General features: G+C 33.2%; 20 protein-coding genes, 2 tRNA genes and 2 pseudogenes. 9 read left to right on the top strand and 15 right to left on the bottom strand.

Annotation, left to right across the window (positions count from 1 at the left end; translation table 11 throughout):
- Window positions 1-4: 4 nt before the first annotated feature.
- The 7 genes from AAGD63_RS02190 to AAGD63_RS02160 form a co-directional block, all read right to left on the bottom strand.
- The gene (locus AAGD63_RS02190; RefSeq protein WP_341813665.1) at window positions 5-2,020 is read right to left on the bottom strand and encodes a type IV secretory system conjugative DNA transfer family protein; all 2,016 of its coding nucleotides are present in this window, start codon (window positions 2,018-2,020) and stop codon (window positions 5-7) included.
- 30 nt (window positions 2,021-2,050) lie between these two features.
- Window positions 2,051-3,043, bottom strand: a complete 993-nt coding sequence (gene virB11, locus AAGD63_RS02185; protein ID WP_341813664.1) for a P-type DNA transfer ATPase VirB11 — start codon at window positions 3,041-3,043, stop codon at window positions 2,051-2,053.
- 1 nt (window position 3,044) lies between these two features.
- Complete coding sequence (locus tag AAGD63_RS02180) at window positions 3,045-4,556, bottom strand: TrbI/VirB10 family protein (RefSeq protein WP_341813663.1); 1,512 nt, start codon at window positions 4,554-4,556, stop codon at window positions 3,045-3,047.
- 16 nt (window positions 4,557-4,572) lie between these two features.
- On the bottom strand, window positions 4,573-5,364 hold the full coding sequence (gene virB9 / locus AAGD63_RS02175; RefSeq protein WP_019236950.1) for a P-type conjugative transfer protein VirB9: 792 nt from the start codon (window positions 5,362-5,364) through the stop codon (window positions 4,573-4,575).
- Window positions 5,351-6,031, bottom strand: a complete 681-nt coding sequence (locus tag AAGD63_RS02170) for a type IV secretion system protein (protein WP_341813662.1) — start codon at window positions 6,029-6,031, stop codon at window positions 5,351-5,353. The genes virB9 and AAGD63_RS02170 overlap by 14 nt, the downstream gene beginning before the upstream one ends.
- 72 nt (window positions 6,032-6,103) lie before the next feature.
- The gene (locus tag AAGD63_RS02165) at window positions 6,104-7,189 is read right to left on the bottom strand and encodes a GTP cyclohydrolase II (RefSeq protein ID WP_341813661.1); all 1,086 of its coding nucleotides are present in this window, start codon (window positions 7,187-7,189) and stop codon (window positions 6,104-6,106) included.
- Between the two features lie 20 nt (window positions 7,190-7,209).
- Window positions 7,210-7,297: transfer RNA gene (locus AAGD63_RS02160), tRNA-Leu, on the bottom strand.
- A 190-nt stretch (window positions 7,298-7,487) separates the two neighbouring features.
- On the opposite strand from AAGD63_RS02160, the gene AAGD63_RS02155 reads away from it, so the two are divergent.
- From AAGD63_RS02155 to AAGD63_RS02145, 3 genes and pseudogenes are all read left to right on the top strand, one after another.
- Window positions 7,488-8,729: a metallophosphoesterase gene (locus AAGD63_RS02155; protein ID WP_341813660.1), complete on the top strand. Its 1,242-nt coding sequence runs from the start codon at window positions 7,488-7,490 to the stop codon at window positions 8,727-8,729.
- Between the two features lie 9 nt (window positions 8,730-8,738).
- Window positions 8,739-9,079, top strand: a pseudogene (locus AAGD63_RS02150) (transposase); the annotation flags it as partial.
- 253 nt (window positions 9,080-9,332) lie between these two features.
- The gene (locus tag AAGD63_RS02145; RefSeq protein WP_341813659.1) at window positions 9,333-10,346 is read left to right on the top strand and encodes a hypothetical protein; all 1,014 of its coding nucleotides are present in this window, start codon (window positions 9,333-9,335) and stop codon (window positions 10,344-10,346) included.
- A gap of 5 nt (window positions 10,347-10,351) precedes the next feature.
- On the opposite strand, the gene dcd is transcribed toward AAGD63_RS02145, so the two are convergent.
- Window positions 10,352-10,909, bottom strand: coding sequence for a dCTP deaminase (gene dcd, locus AAGD63_RS02140; protein WP_341813658.1), 558 nt, complete (start codon window positions 10,907-10,909; stop codon window positions 10,352-10,354).
- Window positions 10,910-10,980: 71 nt separating this feature from the next.
- Window positions 10,981-12,438: a TrkH family potassium uptake protein gene (locus AAGD63_RS02135; RefSeq protein ID WP_341813657.1), complete on the bottom strand. Its 1,458-nt coding sequence runs from the start codon at window positions 12,436-12,438 to the stop codon at window positions 10,981-10,983.
- Between the two features lie 234 nt (window positions 12,439-12,672).
- Between AAGD63_RS02135 and AAGD63_RS02130 the strand changes: the two genes are divergently transcribed.
- Together AAGD63_RS02130 and AAGD63_RS02125 are read left to right on the top strand one after the other, a co-directional pair.
- The gene (locus AAGD63_RS02130) at window positions 12,673-13,323 is read left to right on the top strand and encodes a hypothetical protein (protein WP_341813656.1); all 651 of its coding nucleotides are present in this window, start codon (window positions 12,673-12,675) and stop codon (window positions 13,321-13,323) included.
- A complete protein-coding gene (locus AAGD63_RS02125) occupies window positions 13,296-13,529 on the top strand; it encodes a hypothetical protein (protein WP_341813655.1) in 234 nt (77 codons plus the stop codon). Before AAGD63_RS02130 ends, AAGD63_RS02125 begins: the two co-directional genes overlap by 28 nt.
- A gap of 101 nt (window positions 13,530-13,630) precedes the next feature.
- Here the strand turns inward: AAGD63_RS02125 and AAGD63_RS02120 are convergent, their stop codons facing one another.
- The 5 genes from AAGD63_RS02120 to rpsB all read right to left on the bottom strand — a co-directional run bounded on the left by AAGD63_RS02120 (window position 13,631) and on the right by rpsB (window position 17,790).
- Window positions 13,631-14,647 (bottom strand): substrate-binding domain-containing protein, encoded by a 1,017-nt coding sequence (locus AAGD63_RS02120; RefSeq protein ID WP_341813654.1) that lies wholly within the window; start codon window positions 14,645-14,647, stop codon window positions 13,631-13,633.
- Window positions 14,648-14,840: 193 nt separating this feature from the next.
- Window positions 14,841-15,398 carry a ribosome recycling factor gene (gene frr, locus AAGD63_RS02115; protein ID WP_341813653.1) on the bottom strand — a complete coding sequence of 186 codons (558 nt, stop codon included), beginning with the start codon at window positions 15,396-15,398 and terminating at the stop codon, window positions 14,841-14,843.
- A gap of 7 nt (window positions 15,399-15,405) precedes the next feature.
- Window positions 15,406-16,149, bottom strand: coding sequence for a UMP kinase (pyrH, locus tag AAGD63_RS02110; RefSeq protein WP_341813652.1), 744 nt, complete (start codon window positions 16,147-16,149; stop codon window positions 15,406-15,408).
- Window positions 16,133-16,978, bottom strand: coding sequence for a translation elongation factor Ts (gene tsf / locus AAGD63_RS02105; RefSeq protein ID WP_341813651.1), 846 nt, complete (start codon window positions 16,976-16,978; stop codon window positions 16,133-16,135). The genes pyrH and tsf overlap by 17 nt, the downstream gene beginning before the upstream one ends.
- Entirely contained in the window at window positions 16,975-17,790 is an 816-nt protein-coding gene (rpsB, locus tag AAGD63_RS02100; protein WP_264682668.1) for a 30S ribosomal protein S2, read from the bottom strand. Before rpsB ends, tsf begins: the two co-directional genes overlap by 4 nt.
- A gap of 181 nt (window positions 17,791-17,971) precedes the next feature.
- Here rpsB and AAGD63_RS02095 point away from each other — a divergent pair.
- The 3 genes from AAGD63_RS02095 (at window position 17,972) to glmS (ending at window position 20,412) form a co-directional block, all read left to right on the top strand.
- Window positions 17,972-18,048, top strand: a tRNA-Asp gene (locus tag AAGD63_RS02095).
- A 130-nt stretch (window positions 18,049-18,178) separates the two neighbouring features.
- A complete protein-coding gene (yajC, locus tag AAGD63_RS02090; RefSeq protein ID WP_006012489.1) occupies window positions 18,179-18,592 on the top strand; it encodes a preprotein translocase subunit YajC in 414 nt (137 codons plus the stop codon).
- 8 nt (window positions 18,593-18,600) lie between these two features.
- Window positions 18,601-20,412, top strand: coding sequence for a glutamine--fructose-6-phosphate transaminase (isomerizing) (glmS, locus tag AAGD63_RS02085; RefSeq protein ID WP_341813650.1), 1,812 nt, complete (start codon window positions 18,601-18,603; stop codon window positions 20,410-20,412).
- 257 nt (window positions 20,413-20,669) lie between these two features.
- On the opposite strand, the pseudogene AAGD63_RS02080 reads toward glmS, so the two are convergent.
- Window positions 20,670-20,823: pseudogene (locus AAGD63_RS02080) on the bottom strand (IS481 family transposase); the annotation flags it as partial.
- Between the two features lie 213 nt (window positions 20,824-21,036).
- On the opposite strand from AAGD63_RS02080, the gene AAGD63_RS02075 reads away from it, so the two are divergent.
- Window positions 21,037-21,783: a hypothetical protein gene (locus AAGD63_RS02075; protein WP_341813649.1), complete on the top strand. Its 747-nt coding sequence runs from the start codon at window positions 21,037-21,039 to the stop codon at window positions 21,781-21,783.
- The last annotated feature ends 169 nt before the right edge of the window (window positions 21,784-21,952 follow it).

Genomic DNA, 21,952 nt, shown 5'->3' with positions numbered 1-21,952 from the left:
AAAATTAACCTCTATCCTCGATTTTATTGCCGTCTAGTTTGTCCTCATCTTCAAATTCATCATCGTCAAATTCATCCTTACCGTCTTCATCATCAAACCCATCATCGTCTTCCTCATCATCAAACCCATCACCACCTTCAAACTTATCATCAATATCCTCGTCTTCAAACCCATCTTCAATCTCTGGCTCATCGTATATTGCATCTTCAGTTTTAGCTTCAACAGGATAATCAGCAGCTTCAATAGCATTACTCTCTTCTTCATTACTAATCTTATCTTTGTTAGCAGCAGAAAAGACCTTGTTTGGATCATATGGCTCTTGTGTAGGCACAAGTGTTGGTTTAATCAGCCTCCTTGTGAATGTGCTATCACTATAGTACAAAATTTTCTTTGACTTAATTGGATAAGTCGACTCTATCAAAATTATTTGATCATCACGTGGCAGCATAATAATTTCTTGAGGTAAGAGCAATGCTCTCTGTATTTCAGAGATATGCAATGATCTTGATGCAGGATTCAAGTCTAAAAATTTAGGTTTGTTTAATGATTCTTGTTGTACAGTTTTGTTTCCTATAAGCTGAGATATCAAATTAGCCGTTTCAATATTATTGGCTGCAAAAGTTATTCTATAGGTTGAGTTTGATAAAAAGGAGTTCATTCCTGCTTCTTCATATATTCCTTTAAGCTGTTCAGTATCTTGAACAATTAAAAATAACCTTACTCGATAGCCACGAAAGTATGCGATGCCCGTTTGAAATTGCTCCATTTTTCCAAGTGTTGGAAACTCATCCATTAAAAATAATACGCCGTAAGGCTCGTCATCCGATGGCAATTTTCTACATAAAAACTCAGTTGCCTGTTGGTAAAAAACCTGCATTAAAGGCCTGAGCCTAGTTAAGTTATCAGGAGTTAAACCAACATAAACTGTAGTTTTCTTCTTTTTAAAATCCAAAATATTAAAATCACTTGATGCAGTTGCAGTATCGATCAATGGGTTTGCCCACAATTCAAGCGACGAGTTCATAGTTGACACAACACCTGATCTTTCTTTGTCAGCCTTTTGCAAAAAAGCTGCAATGTTCATATACGCTACCGGATGTATTATTTTACCCATTGTGTCCAAAACTACAGCAAGATTGTAAACTACGTCATCGCTACGCATCGTACGCACAACCTCACCAAAAGATTTAACTTTCTCTGGTGCAGCAAGTAAATATAGTACCACCCCAACAAATAAGCTTCTTGCTTCGTTTTGCCAAAAATCTTGTTCAGGCATGATTAGGTTAGCTATTTTTTGCACATCGTCAACCATCTGTCCAGGTTTTTCACTAATCCATTCCAGTGGATTATAACAATGGCTTACCCCATCTGGCTGCGCTGGGTTCCATACATATACTTTTTGTCCTTGTCGCTCTCGCCAACCACTTGTTATTTCATAGTTTTCTAATTTTATATCATGCACAATTACCGAATCATTCCAAAATAACAAATTAGGAATTACAAAACCAACACCTTTACCAGAGCCTGTAGGTGCAAAGAGCAATGCATGCTGAAACCCATCAGCAATAAAATATCCTCTCTTATCTTTACCAAGCAATAGACCTTTTTTGCTTCTTAATCCCGCTTTTCGTATGTCTTTCTCTGATGCCCACTGTGAATCTCCATGAAGTGATTCTTTCTTTTTAAATGGCCGCCACTCAATTAGTCTTTCTCTCACATTCCACAAAATAATCATCAAAACAATTTGAGGCAGTAGAGAAGATACAACTAATTTAATTTTGAGCTCAAAGCTATATAGCTCTGGATGATGCCAACAATATTGTATATGATCAAAAATTGTCGGCCAGAGAGCTTGAGGAAAAGGTGTCAAGCTAGGATTAATTGCTCTAAAATCTACACCATCTGGACCGTCAACAAACAGGTAGAATAATATACCAGACAAATAGAAGCAAAATTCAAGTATGCTAAAAGATACTACACCTCCTATGAGAATATTGCGTAGGTGATTTCCATTACTCATAAACTACTTTTTCTTAACTTACGTATAAATTTAAGTATTTTCATTTGAAGATCTAGTAAATAATATTTCAGAAATACTTCTTTTTCCACCACTGGTCCTTTTGAGTTGAATAACAATGTCAATTACATTTCTAATGTATGGTATGATCTGATCTGGGGGAATGCCAAGATTTGCTTGCATAACCATAAGTTTTATTTGCTCAAGAGCCATTGCCGGACTATCTGCATGAAGAGTTGATATTGACCCTGGGTGGCCAGTGTTTATTGCCCTGAGAAAACTAAAAGCTTCCGCTCCACGGAGCTCACCAACTATTATTCTGTCTGGTCTTAAACGTAAGCACGCTTCTATCAAATCTTGAGTGGTTACTTTTGCTCTGCCCTGCCCTCCTTTAGAAACAATAAGATGTACTCTATTCGGATGATCATTCAAAACTATCTCTCTTGCATCTTCAACAGTAATAATTCTTTCTTCAGATGGAATAGTACGCAAAGTAGCATTAGTAAAAGTGGTTTTACCAGTGGAAGTTCCACCACTAATTATGATATTTTTCTTATTTATTACAGCATATTCTAAAAACTCTTTTATTTTTTTTTGTTTCAGTAGCAAATCTAGGTGACGATCTACTGGATTATCGGTCACTCCTATAACAGTTTCAGAAAAAGCCCCCATTTTTTCATAATCATCCAATGCCAATTGCATAGAAGAAGGTTTACGAATTGAAATGACTACTTTATCAGGCTCACATGCTGGAGGAAACACTATCTGTATACGATAACCATTTGGTAATGTAGCTGAAAGCAGCGGTGTCTCTTCGCTCAGTTTTTGTTCTGTAGCTTGAGCAATCAACCTGCTAAGAGATTTTAAATGATTAAGATCAAATATTTCTAACTTTTCGCATCTTATTTCACCGCGATTTTCAATCCATACTTCCTTCGGTTTATTTATTGATATTTCATTTACACCTTCCTCTTGAAATATCCCTTGTAATGGCTCCAAGTATGTATCAAGTGCAGCATAGTTCATTTCAGTTATTTAATATTGACTGTGGAGGAAATACTATATCTTGGTTAACAAATACTTTCAATGCAGTTCCTTGATTAACATAAATAATTGGTTTTTTATCTACACTCCTATCAACTATATCTCGCATGTCTTTGGAAAAATCATTGATTGACTTCCCAATTGCTTCATTATAAACAGATTTGCTTCTTTTCTGAGTTTGCCTCAACAGTTGACGTACATCGTCTAAAGTTATACCGATATTGTCACTAGTAATTGTATCAACTCCACTAGCTCCAGAACTTTTTATCACACTTACTATTTCTTCCTTTATTATTCTCAGCAAATCCTGATCACTTTTAGCATTTCGAATTTTTTCAATAGCCCTAACACCCAATTTCCATTTTTCGTCTCCTACCTTCCCAACTTCAGTTTTTATAGAATTCTCTAATCTCTCAATAATAGCCCCTTTGAGAGAAGAAATATCTATTTCAGTTGCAGTAATAGACTTCACTACATCCATGGCAGTTAGCGCATCGATAAGATTAGAGGCTTTTTGTCCTACAACAGCTGAACCAATCGAAACACCAGCAAGTGCCACTGAAGAGAATAATGCACTTGCTATTTTATTATCAACTATTCCAGCTATCCCTGCCCTTCCAAGCTCATCGGTACCAGATGATGCAATAGCAACATCTATACCATGAGGAAGAATGATCCTATTCCAATTTATGTTCACGCGGGCTTTTGCAACGTTTGAGTCAAATGAATAACCACCTATTAACCTTGAACCTTTTGGTATTAAAATTGTATCACCAGTTTCTGCATAAACGTCTCTACTAACAACAGCACGGAGCATTCCTTGTAAGTCAGAACTTATTGCAGTTTCAAGAATAGCGTCAATAACTTTACCTTGAATAATCATTAAACCAAGCTTTCCAGCTTTGATAGCTTTGCTCGATTGTGCTGAGGTATTGGATAAAACAGCATCTGTAGCTTTACCTTCCCCACTACTACCTGAAATTGCTAACATTTGTGCACTACGTCTGTCTCTAGGATAACCGCCACCCCCTATTGTAGGAAATGAAGTAGGCAAATTGCTAATAACATTACCAGAAGGAAAATTTTGCTTTGGTAAAACAGGTATATTTGACAAGGGAATTTCTTTTAGTTGCTCTTCTTTTTTTGTCACTTCCTCTTTTTTGATTTGTTTTACTTCTGGTATGATTTGTGGAATAGGAAGAGGAGGTAAGGGTGGCAAGAGATCAGTTACTACTCTTTCGGAAACTATTGCATTATCTGGAACTTGTTCTAACTTTCCTTTCAATTCTTGAATGTTTTGCTTTGTTTCCTCTTTTTTAACAATCTCTGGACCCTCTTTATTAGAAGGACTAAAATAAAGATAGTACACTCCACCAACTAAGAGCGCTACCATAACTATCATCAATGCCTTATAACCTTGATTAGAGCCAACTGTTACTACCTTGCTTTCTATCTCTGATTCATCTTCTACACTATTATGCCTTTCTTTACTCATATTATATGTACCACAACTAAAGTGACCTATTTATAACTTCAACTTCACTACCTTCATAACGCATTAATAGCTTTTTATGTACTCCTTTTATTACAACATAATCATCAAATAACAGCCTTTTACAGGATTCCCCTTCTATAAAAATCTGAGGAATTTTATTACTATTTCTAAACTTTAAATAGGTTAAATAACCATCATCGAATAACTCAATTGGAACTATATCTACGTTACCACCTTCATCAATATATGTATAGTTGTACCTCGTATTATTTTCTTGTATTATTTTTTCTGGCTTTTCTGTAATGTATTGCATTTGAGTAGGTAAAGAAACCTCATCCAAATCAACATCAAATTCATCTTCTTCTTGAGGGTAATAAAAACGTATTACGTAAGATATATCCTTTTCGACGGAATAATCATGATCCACTTTTTTAGCATCAGTATCTGGGTATTTATCGTAATTTGGTCTTGAAATTAGATCAAAAATGTAATTTCTCTTTTTAGTTGTCGTAATAATCATGTTAGTGCGACTACTGACTTCAAATGGCATGACAAGCAGTTTATTATCATAAGGATTAATTTTCCAACTTGATGCATCACCAACAGCAATATTTTTGACTTTTTCCCCTTCTGCAAACTCAATATAAGAATAGTAACCTTGACTAAAAATTACTGTAAACACCTCATTAGGGCTATATACAAAAGTCTTTATTCTACTATCTACAGAAATAGGTTTATTATTAATAGATGCATTTAAGTTGCCACTTATTAGTAAAGCTAAAACTAACAATATCCTACACATATTCATCATCTACTCTATATGAAATAACTTGAAACCCTAACGGGTTAATATATCTTTGCTGATCATTCATTTCAAGCGATGCATATTTATATGACATCACAACTATCTTATTTTTCCTTGAGGAATTTCCATCTTTTCGTGTAAATTCTATAGAAAATCTCACTTGAAGAGCATCGTTACCTAATTTTTGAATTGAACGAATTTTCAACTCACCTTTAGCATCTGAATATAAATTAAAAAGGTCATTCATATTCTGCGATTTTATATAATTGCTAAATTCACTATATACACTAGGCGAAGAAAACAACCTTACTTTTGTATAATAATTATAATTATAATTATACGGGTCAAAAACTTCCCTTGCTTTTATATACTCTGAAATAAAATAATCGCTCAGAGTTTCATTTGCAGAATATTGTTTTACTGTAACAGGATCAACCAACTGCACTATTCCTGACTTTTTGTCAATTTCTATAACGAATGGCTCAATAGTGCTACTTGTGCTAATTTTAAATATAGCTAATATGCTTACAGAAATTGCAACTAGTAATATTAATGTAAATAAAAGTAAAGTATTTCTCTGAGCAACAACTGTGCTATAGCGACTTGAATTCCAATTTATATCCTTATCTAATGACTCATTATTTTTTTCTTGTTTTAAAAATTTCAGCATCTCAATATTCTTAAAAATCTTAACTTATATTAATTAACATAGCAAGCTAACAAAGTAGTTATAACAAAAAAGCTAATAAACCCTTAATCCATGGCCTAACTTGCCAAATTTTGTTTCCATATATGAATCATTATATTCATTGCGTTCCATAATAAGTGGTATACACTTTGTAACTTCTATATCGTTATTTTTCAACTCTGATAACTTTCTACCATTGTTTGTAAGTAATTGTATTTTGTTAATGTTCAATTTCTTAAGTATTTTAGCTGCAACAGCAAAGCTCCTTTCATCATCTTCAAAACCCAATACTCTATTTGCATCAACAGTATCAAGATTATATTTTCTTTGCATACTGTATGCTCTTAGCTTATTAGTCAAACCAATACCTCTCCCATCTTGCATCAAGTATAATATAATGCCATTCCCAAAGTCAGTCATTATTTGAATCGCTTGATGTAACTGGCTTCTGCAATCACATGATAAGCTGTCTAATAAGTCTCCTGTATAGCATGAAGAATGAATTCTCACTAATGGCTCATTATCTTTATCTGGATTGCCAATGATAATTGCATAATGTTCTCTTCCGCCACTTTTGGTTCTATAAGATATGATATCTACTTCTTGAGTCTGCTTTAAAAATAATGATGTTTTGCACACTTCATACACACTATGATTTCGTTGAAAATCATTCACAAGTAACGTATTTAGTGCAATAATGTCATTTTCTTCACACCAATTTTGCATTTCATGTTTATTCTCAAAAGTCATATCAGCCACTAATGCGTATGGCAATAACTCTGAGAACTTAAGCAAGGCAACAGCATACGCATCTATTGTCTTTGAGCATTGCAATTCTTTTATGCTATCTTCCTTTGAACAGTTTATTAAATGGAGCAGTTCATCAAAATTGCTTATCAATAGACGTTTGCTACTATGTTCTTTACTCTGACATATGTATTTTACCTTACTTGCAGTCAAAGTAACATATACATTACCTGATATAAGCTTATATTGACTAAATAAATTTTTTTCTAAAGTTTCAGCAGCAGCAAGCAATAGATAGTTATTTTCATCATCATATATTAAAATTGGAAGACCACGCCTGATTTCGCTGATGGCCCTTTCTACTTTATTTCTACTTTGATTTCCTATAAACATTTCACCTACACCAAACAACTTGGTGCGGTCGAGAAGACTTGAACTTCCAAGGCTTTGTGAGCCACAGCGACCTCAACGCTGCGTGTCTACCAATTCCACCACGACCGCACTTTATTCTAGTTTCTATATAATTACTTTAAATTACTTAATCATTTTAGGATTTTTCATCTAAAGTGTCAATCTGATACTAGGATAATTTAGGAAATGCCTGTATAATTTAACTATGAATTTTATGGTTACAAACTTTAATCATTTAAGATAATCTTAATACTAATTCTTAATTTAGGTTTTTATACAAATGAAAGTAGCTAATATCTTCATTTTTTTAATTCTATCTCTTACAATTAGCTTTCACTCTAATCATGCACAAATATTGTACACATGGTCTCAAATCATTCCAGAAAATAAATTAAGCATACGTGCGATTATAGACAATAACATGTGTCCCATTGCTTACGTCGATAATAAGGAAGTAGAAATGCTAAGTCGCAGCTCAATTAACAACACCGAAACAGTTTGTGAACTGATAGTAGAAACAAATGCTCAAAACATTAGTATTGACAATATAAAAGTTCCCGTATTAGCGGAAAAGATCAGCAAAATTGCCTTCATTGGCGATACAGGATGTAGAATAAATATGTTATTTCAGCAAGAATGTAATTCTGTAGATAACTGGCCTCTGAAAAAAAATTTAGATTCAATCGCTTTTCATAAACCAGATTTAATTATCCATGTTGGTGATTATCATTATAGACAAACAAAATGTAGAAACACAAAAAAGTGCGGCGATATTTATGGATATAGCAAAGAAGCTTGGTACGCTGATTGGTTTGAGCCTGCAAAAGATATTTTAACACAATCTCCTTTTCTTTTTGTTCGTGGGAATCATGAGAGTTGTAATAGAGCTTATGAAGGATGGTTCAGATATTTAGATTCATACCCCTTTTTCCCTCAAAAATGTGAAGATCTTATTTCCAGTTGGTTCTTAGATACTGGGCCGATGAAGTTTTTTATCTTCGACTCTTCATCCGGTAAGGAAATTTTTACAACCCAAAGCACAGTTGATGCTTTTGAGAGACAATTTGATAAATTGATACAAGATAAGCCCACGTGGTTTTTGACTCATAAACCGCTTTGGAGATCTCCAAAAAAAGAATTTTTGACATTAAAAAGCCATGGTAATCTTACACAAATTGAAGCTTTTGGAGATAAATTTCCAAACAATGTTACTACCATAGTTTCTGGCCACATTCATATAGCCCAGATTTTATTAATGGATGATGTTCCAGATCAGATTATAGTTGGAAACGGCGGTGCATTATTACACGCTCAAGATCAAGAACCTGTTTATCAAAATGTAGAATTTAACTATCCAAATAGTAGAAATTACTTAGCACACGAAGTTAGAAACTTTTTCGGCTTTGGCTTTGCAATATTAAGTTTAGATGATCACAAATTTACTTTCTATAACCAAGATAATAAGGAAATGTATTCTGCAAACCTAAAGAAAGACTTTAAACTCAAAACAAATTTAAATTAGGACTATTTAAGGACGCAGAAAAAACGTGCTGAGCTTAAAAAACTCATAGCAACAAAAAAACACTGAAATTCTTGTATATATCGACTAATCTGGAATTGATAACACAAAAGTCAGCGTATTGTATGATTGCAGCTTTGAATAAGGGAAAAATTATGGCGCCCATGATTTTTGAAGGCTACTGCGATACAGACGTTTTTAATAGCTAGTTCAAGCTTTTTGCTGGGTGATTTTGGATAATGCAACTTTTCATAGAAAATAAGTGAATTTGTTAAAAGTGTCGGTGCTGAAGTTATATATCTGCCTCCATATTCTCCTGATTTTAATCAAACCATTGGTCTGTTATAAAAAATTGAGCCAGAAAGAATATCCACCTGTTCGAACTATTAGAAAAAGAGCTATATATGAGCATGTTTTAGCACAGACATTATTTTGTAACTAGGCGAATGCAATCAGTGTTAGCTGCTTGAGAGGATATCAATTAATAAAGAAATGCATCTATAATAATTAGAAGAAAGAATGAAAAAGTACAGAAGTAGAAACGTGAGTTGACAAAATAAGAGAAATATAGTATATTGATGATAGTAAAACTGTTTAAAATTAATTATGCCAGTAGCAGTAAATACACCAGATAACATACAAAGAACGTCAAAATTAAGAGATATTTTACTAGCCCCTGTGAGGTGGCTAATCATAGGTTTAGTGATACTATTATCTATAACACTCCTTATTCTTTTCATGGCATTTGTCCTAGTCTTTCAAGCGTTGAGCAAGCTATATCTTTTTGCAGGAGGCAAATTACCAGAATGGTTAGAGCAAAGAACTGAAGCATTTATGGAGGCAGCGCGTATCCCACAAACAACGCATGATACTAATGTAAATGATGCAATTAATATTAACGTTCAAAAGCTAAAAGAAAACTATGGCGAGCCTGATGTTGATGATAAGTTTATAAAGGAAATAGAAGGATTTATTGATCAGTTAGAGTGCATAGCAAATGGCATACAAAAAGCTGTAGATAAAGATCAACTCACATCAGATGAGAGAAAACATGCACTTAAGTGCCTAAAGCGTATAAAAAATGACCCTAATTCACATAGTGGAAGTGGATTAAGATTGAAGCAAGTTTTAAGTTTGGTTTGGAAAGCTTGTAAGGATAAAAATAAAAAAAGTACTGATAATAATATAGATATTAATACCCGCATATCACAGAGAAAATATCAACTGGTTAAACATTTAGTAGAATCGGAAACAGAATACGGAGTACTTGTTGGCAGTGCATGTTTTACTGGTACCTTTAACAGTATTGTCTCTTCCTTGTACACTTTTGAAGAGTTTTTCTTCTTGCAAAGAGCGGATAAGGCTACTGTAAAACAAGAATTTCAAAATGAGCTACAAAAAAAAGGTGAAGAATTATTTAATCAGCTTGCCAATGATGAAGAAAAAAAAGAAGTTGCAAAAGCTTTAAGTAATCCTTCTACAAATTTCTTTATTAGCTTTATAGAATCATTTAAAGATCACTCTGCACGTGCAGTTTTAGGTGATAAAAAATGTGATGAACTAATAAAAGAAAATTTTGCTAATCTTCAATACAAAAAATCAATATCTAGCTTTATCTAAAGTAATCACTTAACTAACGGCAAAGTGATACCATGTTGATTCATATATTTTCCTTTCATATCATCATATGACTTCTCACACTCACTTTCGCTGCTTAAAAACACAAATTGGCATGCTCCTTCATTAGCGTAAATTTTTGCAGGAAGTGGAGTAGTGTTAGAGAATTCAAGTGTGACGTGACCTTCCCATCCAGGCTCTAAAGGTGTAACGTTTACTATAATACCACATCTTGCATAAGTTGATTTACCAACACAAATTACCAGTACATTCCTTGGTATACGAAAATATTCCACCGTGCTGGCAAGTACAAAACTATTTGGTGGGATTATACATACATCTGTTTCCTTATCTATGAAACTATTCTCAGAAAAATTCTTGGGGTCTACAATAGCTGAATTAACATTAGTAAAAATCTTAAACTTATTACTAACTCTTGCATCATAGCCATAAGATGATAATCCGAAAGATACAACACCCTTACTGCTTTTATGATTCACAAAAGGCTCTATCATTCTAGAGTTTTCAGCCTTCTCCCTTATCCATTTATCTGGCATAACTGCCATAATTGTCCTTTAAAGTTTTGTAATACTTATAATAATATGTAATAGAATTTAAATGTAAACCTGAATTAGCGTTACACTCTGGAATGGCAAAGTTTCCAGTATAAACTACCTATACAAAAATAAATTGGCAATATTTCAAGCCTGCCAAGCAGCATCAAAAACGATAGAAATAGCTTTACTCCACCACTAAAGGAGGAATAATTACCTGAAGGACCTATTAGGTTACTAAATCCTGGGCCAGAATTTGTAAGCATTGCAGAAACAGAGCTGATGCTAGTTATAAAGTCCGCATTGCTCAAGTAAGACATCACTATTGATGATATAGTGAACGTTAACATGTAAATCGCAAAAAACGTAAAGACGGATTGAACTTCATCATTTTCCAGTATTTTACCATTGAGTTTTACTCTATCGCTTTCACTTGGATTTAATAAAGAGCTAAAGTAATTCCTTATAGACTTTAGAAAAATGACTAAACGGAAGATTTTGATTCCACCACTAGCAGAACCACCACATCCACCAATAAAGGCTAAAAAGAAAGCTAAGACTGAAATAAAGCTCCAATTCAAGTAGTTGCACATTACATAGCCAGTTGATGTGATAAAGGAGGTAATGGTGAATGTGCTGTACCTAAATGATAAAAATACTCCTAAGTCAAAATTTTTATATAACCAAAAACAAGCAAGCAAAGATGAGATAACAACTATCTTAATAAAGTAAGAGACCTGTTCATCATAACAAACGTCTAATCGTCTTATAATTTTTAAATAGCTCAGAAAAGGTAAAGAGCCTAAAATCATAAAGATAATTGTTATGACCTCCAATATAGGGTTATTGTAGTAGCCTATAGAATCGTTATAGTTAGCAAATCCACCAGTTGATACAGCGGACATTCCGTGACATACTGCGTCAAATAATGGCATGCCAGCTAGATAGTAGGAAAATATGCACAATAAAATTAGGCAGTAATATATTTCTGCAATATGTATTACTACGCTTCGCGTATGTGGTAACTTTCTTTTAAGAGCATCTGAGTACTCAGAATAGAGTAAATTATTTAAGCTCAAAACCTTAAATATGGGAAAAATTGCAATTCCTACTGTAATTATTCCAAATCCTCCTATACCATGCAGCATTGCTCTCCACAGTAGTATCTCTGGAGATTGTTGTTCAATTTCGCTGAGCACAGTTGCCCCTGTGGTTGTAATCCCAGATACTGCTTCAAATAGTGCATCAACGTAGCTTAGACTATCAAGATAGAATGGAATAGCTGCAAATAGAGATAATACAATCCAGGTACAGCTAGTAATCGCAAAAATTGCCGGCATTCCATGTAACTTACTTAGTTTATCCAATAAAATAAAAATTGCACTAAATGTGCAGGTAACTATAAATCCAACCAGAAAATTTTTCCATTCGTAACCTAGATAATTATTAGTAATAGCAGGAATAAGCATTGCTACGCCAAACAACAATAGAAAAATTCCCACAATAAACGCAATTGAACGTAAAACTTGCAGATTTTCCATAGATAGTAACGTGAAAGCTATATGTTATTAAAACTTCAACCGCTTTGCTAATTTTTTCTCTTGACTTGATTATAAATACGTATAATTATAGCGCTAAATTTGCCATAAGAGGTAGAGGTAAGGTATGTTATTAACTGAAAGACAAAAAAACATTCGAGATTCATTAATTAGTGAAGCTATACAAGGCAACTTTGAGAATATAAAAATAATTACGATAGCGATATACAAGAAGTTTTGAAAAGCGAGTTACCTAGTAATATACAAAAAGAGTTTAAAGACGATCTACCTAATCCTTGTACCATTTCACAGTTGATTATATTCAAAAAAAATCAAAAGGAAATTAATCAATGTATACAGAAAATGGAGCAAAAAATTGAGAGTATTTCGTGTGATATAGCTATGCAAGAAGAGGAAGGAAGTGATGATTCGCATATGCAAAAAGTGAAAAACTTAAAGAGAACAAGTGATCTTCACCACAAATTACGTCAAGCAATAGATTATTTAGATGTTAAAAAAGTTAAAGCAGTATTAGAAGATTGTGATACAAATCTAGCAATGATTTTAAATAGACCTATACATTCACAGAGCAAAACTACCCTTTTACTTTATCCTCTGCAAGTTGGTCTTAATAAACGATATATAGGTGATGGTAAAAGATTGAAACAAGAAGATCTGAAAAATATAAAAGAAATTACTAAACTTCTTTGGGATAAAGCTTCTCCTGATATTCGCGATTTCTGGTTTAAATTCCATCAAGATCAACAAGAAGAAAGTACAAAAGACACAAAAGCAACCTTTGAAGCTCATTTGAAAAAGCTCCTCCTGATATTCGTGACTTGTGGCTTAAATATCAAAGAGTGCCTGAAAATCAAGATGCAGCTGTAATAAAACTTCTTAAAGGTGAGCAACAACGACATGCCAAGATAGGTAGTGAGAAGTGGCTTGAAGATTTCATTCAAGAAGTTAAAGATTACACAGAACAAAAAAGCATAGAAGAAAACCTTGAAATAGCTACAGAGAAACCTACAACAAAATCTGTTCTACAAGACGCACAACTTTCTCAAATAAATAGAACTTGTTGTATTTTGTAGTAAATAAGTTCTTAGGGAATCTAAGCATGATAACAATAAAAACAAGAAATTTAAACGTTCTATTTTTACCTAGTATCCAGAATAAAAAAATATCAAAGTCATCATATTATATCACGAACCTTTTCCAAGACTTTTTTCATATTTTCGCTTGAAAGTGGAATTAAGCCAAGCCTAGATAAATATCCACCTTCAGTACTAATAGAGTCTACAACTTCTCTAATGAATTCCCTTAATCCATCAACAGTATCTAAGTGTTCTTTCTTTATATAAAGATATAAAGGCCTTGCTAACATATACTCCCCCGATGATATATTTTTATAAGTTGGCTCAATTCCTGTGATTGTGCTTCCTTGAATCTCATCTTGGTTTTTCGCTAAAAAGCTGAAGCTAAATATTCCTAAAGCATTTTTATTGCTCTTCAATTTTTGTATTATTATGTTTTCATTAATTCCAACTTCTATATATCTTCCATCATCTCTGATATTACTACATGCTTTCTTTCTTTTTTCTTGGTCTTGATAATTCTCTTTGAAAATCCTTGAGTTCATACATGAATATTGATCAAGCATAATAAAATTAATCAAAGTTTCATGTGTACCTGTATTTTGATGTGGGCCATAGATTTTAATTTCTGTTTTTGGTAGAGCTTGATTTACATCAGACCAAAACTTCTTGTTATTCTTTACTAATCTATCATTGTCTTCAGAATATGAAGATAAAGTTTCAAACAGGTCATTTTTTGTAAAATCAAATCTATGGCTTTGATTTGAATTTGCAATAACAATTCCATCATAGCCAATTATGATCTCTATTACTTCATTCACTTTATTTCTTTTACATAATTCTCTCTCTACTTCCTTCATAGGGCGAGATGAAGTAGTGATATCTGGTGTGCCTTCCCCTATTCCTGAACAAAACATTTTGAACCCTGATCCACTTCCTATCGATTCTACAACTGGAGTTTTAAAGGAAAATATACGGCTGAATTCTTCAGATATAAATGAGATAAAAGGAAAAACAGTTGAAGATCCAACAATTCTGATATATCTTCTGGCATCAACATTTGACAGTGGGATGAGTAATACAAATGCAAAAATAAGGAAAAGGCGTTTCAGCATCGTTTTCGCTCAAGAGTGTAAACTTAATTATCGTAATAAAAAATCAAACTGAAAAGCTTTTTTTCTAGGTTTCAAAAGGTATAACGATCAAATGTGTGCGTAATGATGAGATCTGAATCACAGCATTCATACAACTGTATCTATATCGAATCCTCTTATGTTTTTCAATACTGAAAAATTCTTTTATATTAACTTAATGATGCAATATATCCTTTTCTTTAATAGATAAGTCATCATCGACTTTTTTTACATTATCATCAGTAATGTTTTGTATTTCCTTTTTGGCAACATGAAAATCATCTTCTGAGATTTCCTTATTTTTCTTCATTTCCTCTATTTCTTCTATAACATCTCTGCGTATATTTCTAATTGCAACTCGTGCATTTTCAGAAAATTGATGCAATAATTTCACTAATTTTTCACGAGTTTCTTGTGTTAAGTCTGGAAGAACTATACGTATAGTATTTCCTTCAACAACAGGATTTAAATTTAGGTTAGCATTGATTATCGCATTTTTCACTTCACCGATAACAGTAGCATCCCAAACTTTAACTGATAGAGTTTTGTTATCTATAGCTGAAACGCCTGCAACTTGGTTCAGTTTTTGATGTCCACCATAGATATTTACAACTATACCATCAAGTAATGATGAGTTAGCTCTACCAGTACGTACACCTTTCATATCATCATGAAAAGACTGAATAGTTTTTAGCATTCTTTCTTTTGTTTTAGCTTTTATTTCGTTTAACATAAATTACCTAATGTTTATAACCTGAGACTATAGTATAAGTACCTTGACCCTTAATAATATCGACCATTTTTTCTCTTTTTAAAGAAAAAACTATAATCGGGATAGAATTCTCACGAGCAAGTGAAATTGCTGATGCATCCATAACTTTTAAATCACGAGTTAGTAAATCTGTATAAGAAAGCCTATCATACATCACAGCATCCTCATTTTTTTTTGGATCAGCAGAATATACACCTCTTACTTGCGTACCTTTTAGAATAACATCACAATTCATTTCAACAGCACGTAAAGCTGCAGCTGTATCTGTGGTAAAAAATGGGTTACCTGTACCTGCTGCAAAAATGACAACTCTACCTTTTTCTAAATGATGAATAGCCTTCCTTCTTATGTAAGGCTCACATATGGTAGTCATAGGTATAGCAGACAACACCCTAGAGACTATAGAGCTTTTTTCTAAAAAATTTTGCAAAATTAAAGCATTAATGACAGTGCCAAGCATTCCAATATAATCACTGCTTGCTCTTTCACAGCCACTTAAAGATGCTGATGCACCACGAAAAATATTCCCACCACCAACAACAACACAAACTTGAACTCCGAGATTACAAACTTCAACTATGTCTTTGGATAGTTTATCTATCACTTCCATATCATGGCCAAACAGCTTTGATCCCATCAAAGCCTCCCCAGAGATTTTGAATAACACTCTGGGGTATTTTACTTCTGAAGTTTTGTTACTTATTTTCACCATCCAAAGTAAGTAACTTATAATTAGCTAATTTAACAGCACTTGATTCTATAAAATCAGCAATCTTCATTTTATCATCTTTTATAAATTTCTGCTCTAGCAGAACAACTTCTTCATAGTATTTAGCCATTCGTCCATCTACTATTTTTTTCGCTACCTCTTCAGGTTTATTTAAGCTCTTTACTTGCTCCTCAATTATAGAACGCTCATTGTTTAATTTTTCTTGATCTAAATCATCTATAGATAAAGCTTCAGGTTTCATAGCAACTACATGCATAGCTATTTGCTTTCCAATCTCTTGTTTATCACCAGATGATTGCAATGCTACTAAAGCACCAATCTTACCTAAGCCATGCATATCACCATGTACATAGCCAGCAATAATCCCATCCTTAGTCTCTAGGTAGCAAAGATTGCTTAACTCTAACTTCTCACCAAGAACCGATGTACCACTCATAATAGCTTCCTGTACTGTACCAACATCTTCATATTTGGCATTTTTTAACTCATCAAGACTAGTACAACGTTCTTGACAAGCAATTGATGCTAAATTTGAAACTAATGCTATGAACTTCTCATTTCTAGCAACAAAATCAGTTTCACAATTGACTTTAACCAATACACCATAATTTTTAGCCAAGCACATAGCAATAAGCCCATCCGAAGCTACTCTATCAGACTTTTTGTCAGCTTTAGCAAATCCTATTGTACGTAACCTATCAACGGCTTTCTTAATATCACCATCACACTCTTCTAACGCTTTCTTACAATCGCTTAAGCCAAGCCCTGTTCTATCGCGTAATTCCCTTATACTACTTGAATCCATCTTCATTTACTTACTATTACCTCCCTTTCTGTTTCAACCTTAATACGCTTCTTTTTAGTTTGCACAATATCCTCTTCTTTTTCTTGAATAAGCTCATCATCCTTAACTCTAGACCTTGTCAAACTAGACTCTATTCCAGCTAATATAGAATCAGCAACTAATTTACAATAGAGCTCTATTGATTTTCTTGAATCATCATTTCCTGGTATAGGATAGGCAATACCATCTGGGTCAGAATTGGTATCAAGTACTCCAACTACAGGAATACCCAGTTTTTTAGCCTCTTTAACCGCTATATGCTCTTTGTTAGTATCAATAATAAATAAAATATCAGGAACTGCTCCCATTTCTCTAATTCCACCCAATTCTTTATCAAGCTTTTTTCTTTTCTTTTCAATGTTTCCTAATTCTTTTTTTGTTAAGATGCTATCTTCATCATTGGATATTTTCTCATATTGTATCAAAGTTTTTATCGAAGAAGAAACAGTGTTCCAATTAGTAAGCATACCACCAAGCCATCGATCATTTACATAATACTGACCACAACGAACTGCTTCACTTGCAACAATATCTAAAGCTTGAAATTTCGTACCAACAAATAAAATGCGACCATCTTGAGATGCAACATCGTATAAAGCTTTCATCGCCGCCTCTAACAATGGTAATGTTTTTCGTAAGTCTATTATGTGTATACGATTCTGTTGATGTATACCATATATATATGGGGCCATTTTCGCATTCCAGCGACTAACTTTATGGCCAAAATGCACACCAGATTCAGCTAAATCACGTATAGTGACTTTAGGCAAATTTGTCATATTTACTCCTCCAAATAGTTTATCCTCCATGGCATAACCCTAACGGGACTACTTGCATAAGCCATGTGTGAAATTAAGTTATTTACATAGTAATAAAAAAGACAAAAAAGCGCAAACAAAAAATATTGACAAGTGGCAACACGTTGATTAGCTTTAAAGTTGCAAACGTTAAAAAGCAATGGGGGGTGTAGCTCAGTTGGTTAGAGCGCATGCCTGTCACGCATGAGGTCGTGAGTTCAAGTCTCATCACTCCCGCCATTACAGCAGAAACACCTTAAAATTCTTTAAGTTTCTTATTAATTTGAATTAATTTCTTTCAGAGACTTGACATGATATTGTAATTGCTGCTTAATCTATTTAATTTTATCGTTAATAATTGGGATTAAATATGTTCATTTCTGAGGTTTTTGCGGCAGATGCGACTAACAATGTATCAGCATCTGTTGCTAGCTTTATTCCACTCATTTTAATATTTGTAGTATTTTATTTTCTCATTATTCGCCCCAATCACAAAAAACTAAAAGAACATAGAAGGATGATAGATCAAATAAAACGTGGTGATACGGTTATTACTTCTAGTGGAATAATAGGTGAAGTAAACAAAGTTGACGAAGTAAATGCACAACTAATACTAGAAATAGCACCAAAAATTGAAATAAAAATCCTAAAGTCTGCTATATCTGAAATCTTAAATAAAGAAATTCAAAAGCCAGTAGCTAAATCTATTGAAAAAAGCAAAGTTGAAAAGAATGGCAAGAAAAATAAACTAGAGGAAAGTAAAAAAGACAAAAATGCTTCATAATTTACGAAGTGTGTGGAATATTAGGTATAGTAAGTAGCGGTGATTCAGTAATACCAACTTTACTAACCGCGTTGCAAAAATTGGAATACAGAGGGTATGACTCTTCAGGTATAGCAATTATAAATAATAGAGGTAAGATAGAAGTCAAAAAATCAGAAGGTAAAGTTGAAAGATTATGTGAAGTTGTTCATGAGAGCAAGATATCTAGTAGCAAAGTTGGTATAGCACATACTCGTTGGGCTACACATGGAGTTCCAAATCTTAAAAATGCTCATCCCATTTATATAAATAATGTTGTTGTTGCTCATAATGGCATAATTGAAAATTACAATATATTAAAAAAGGATCTGGAGGAAAAGGGAGTATCTTTTCATACCGACACTGATACAGAAGTAATACCAAACATATTAACTGCATATCTTAATGAAGGATTGTCACCAGTTGATTCTATATTACAGTGTCTAAACAATTTACAAGGTTCACTTGCTTTGGCTTTATTATTTGCAGAATATCCAGATACTTTATTTGTTGCAAAAAGAAATTTGCCTTTAGCAATAGGATATAACTGTAATAAAGTGTTTGCTGCTTCTGATACTAATACTTTGAATTCATTTGTAGAAAAAATATTGCATTTAGAAGATAATGATATTGCAGTAATAAAATCTAACGAATTCAGTATATATAATAATGGTATACAAGTTAAACGCAGAACAGAAAATAGCAGTCCAAGAAATTTTCTAATTAGTAAAAATGGTTACCCTAGCTTTATGCTAAAAGAAATTTTTGAGCAACCGTATGCATTAAACAAAACAATAAATCAATTTTATAAACAATATAAAGAAATCAACAAAGAATTATTTTCTGAACTAGGTTACATTACTATAGTTGGATGCGGTTCATCCTATTTTGCTGGACTAATAGCAAAGTGTTGGCTGGAAAGTATTGCTCAAATTCGGGTATATCTAGAAATCTCGTCAGAATTTAGGTATAGCAGCGTCAAGCTCGAAGAAGGTAGTATTGGCTTATTCATTTCTCAATCTGGTGAAACTGCAGATACTATGGAAGCACTACGTTATGCGAGATTGCAGAAACAAATGATCATTAGCATAATTAATACATTTAATAGCAGCATAGAGAAAGCCTCAGATATTGTATTGCATACTCTTGCTGGACCTGAGATTGGTGTTGCTTCGACAAAAACCTTTTCTACGCAGCTTGCAATTTTAGCATGCTTTGCTGTAGAGCTTGGAAAAATAAAAGGTATACTAGGTAGAGAGAGGATAAAGGAACTAAGCGATGCTATTAATTCTATTCCCGAACATGTTGAGCATGTTTTGAATGTGATGGAAATACAACATATATCAGGCAGTATATTAGAGCACAATAATATAATTATAATTGGGAGAGGAAGCTCATATGGAGTTGCAATGGAAGGTGCATTGAAGATAAAAGAGCTTTCATATATCAACACAATTGGTATTGCAGCGGGAGAAATGAAGCACGGTTCTATCGCCTTGATAGACTCTACTGTACTTGTTATCGCAATTATTCCTTACGATAATTTATTCTTTAAAACGCTATCCAATATACAAGAGATTATTGCAAGAAAAGGTAAAGTAATTGCCTTTAGTGATAAGCAAGGAGCACCGCTCTTAAAGGGAATTTGCATAGATGTGGTGCAACTTCCAAAAGTTGACAATTTTGTTTCTCCAATTATCTACAGTGTTGCTATGCAATTTCTTGCTTATTCTATTACAGAAAAAAAAGGGTTAGATGTAGATTGTCCGAGAAATTTAGCTAAATCTGTCACAGTTGAGTAACTTATTTAAAGTGAGTTGCTAATTAACAGCTCTAATTGTCAGTTATAAATTACTGAATTTTACTAATAAATTCATTAGCCCTCTGCGAAAGAATATGTAACTAATGTAAGGATGAAAGAGGCTAAAATCCACGCCTCAAATTAACAAGATTTGCCATTATGGTTACCAGACACAACTTAACCTAGCAAGCAAGAATTAACTAACAGAAAAATTGAAAACTAATATCAGTCTCTTAATGTAATGCTACCAATATTTTTCTAAAAAGCAATATGTTTTCTATTCAGAAAAGTCTACATCGCCATAACAATATTTACTAGAATGAGGTCTTGTCTCACTGTAAAAACGCAACCAATGATCAACGTCTATCTGAAGATCTTCTAATGAATTGTAGATTGTTTTACAAAAAAAGAGGAGTAAATGAGAGTTCAGTAACTTGATCATAGAGTTGTACTGCCTTTCCATATTTGAAGCAAGTTGTTATTCTACCTCAAACCATAGCACAAAGTAAATATGGCATTTTATACTAAAATTTTCTGTTTATGAGTTATATTATGTAAAGATACTATTTGACATTGAGCTTTAAAGATATTATGTAATAGCATTATTTAATATGTGAGGTTTATTATGGCTAAAGTAAGTGCTGGTGAAAACTCAAAAAAGCTTAAAGATAGTAAAAATCAGCCCATATCACCAAAAAAGTTCAAAGGCAGTCAGTCTATGTCACCAAAACGGAGTCAGAATTCTGGTGAAAAGCTATGGAGTGCATTTCACGCATTAATGAACGTAATATCGGAGCTAGAAGAAACAAAGGTTACAGTGGAACTAAAAAAAGACACTGAAATATCAGAAGAACAATTGAATAAAATAATAGCATTAAAAAATCAAGTAGAAGAAGAAACAGAGCAAATAATGATGCCATGTTTCAAGAAAATAATAGTAGAATTGAAAGGAACAAAAATAGAGAAATTGTCTACGGAGCTAAAAAAGCTGGCAGAAGTACAAGGTGAAAAAATACAAGAGTTATGTAAGAGACTAAAATCAGGTACTGGAACAGAAGAAGATCAAAACAAACTCAAGAGAGCAGTAAAAGGATTAGCAAAAGAGTGTTCCAAAGAGCTCACAAATTACGTATCTGATTCAAATTCGATAATGTTGTACACTGCTGTTATTGGTGTTGGTCTTGCTGTTGGACTGATAGCAAATACTATACTTCAGCACACAACTAGACTAAGTATGTTAGCAATAATTATCATAGCTACAGCATCTGCACTCGTAGCTGGTGGTGCTACACACACAACACTAAGACCTAATACTAAAATAGATGAATCAAAAGAAGTCCAAATAAAGAGTTCTCATCACTCACTTTCCTAATCACACTTTAATTCAAACTTTATCAGTTTTATTCAAGTTGCTTCTAAAAGGAGAATATCAATGGTGTTCTCTTTACTGATTTGGTTAAAATGCAGAAAACGCCTATGTCAAAATTTACACAGATGTTAAGTGCTGCCACTAATTCCCAGTTAGTACAATTTGTGTATCT

The organism is Wolbachia endosymbiont (group B) of Germaria angustata (genome assembly GCF_964026725.1).
Classification (GTDB): domain Bacteria; phylum Pseudomonadota; class Alphaproteobacteria; order Rickettsiales; family Anaplasmataceae; genus Wolbachia; species Wolbachia pipientis_C.
This window is presented reverse-complemented; position numbering and strand designations above follow the sequence as displayed.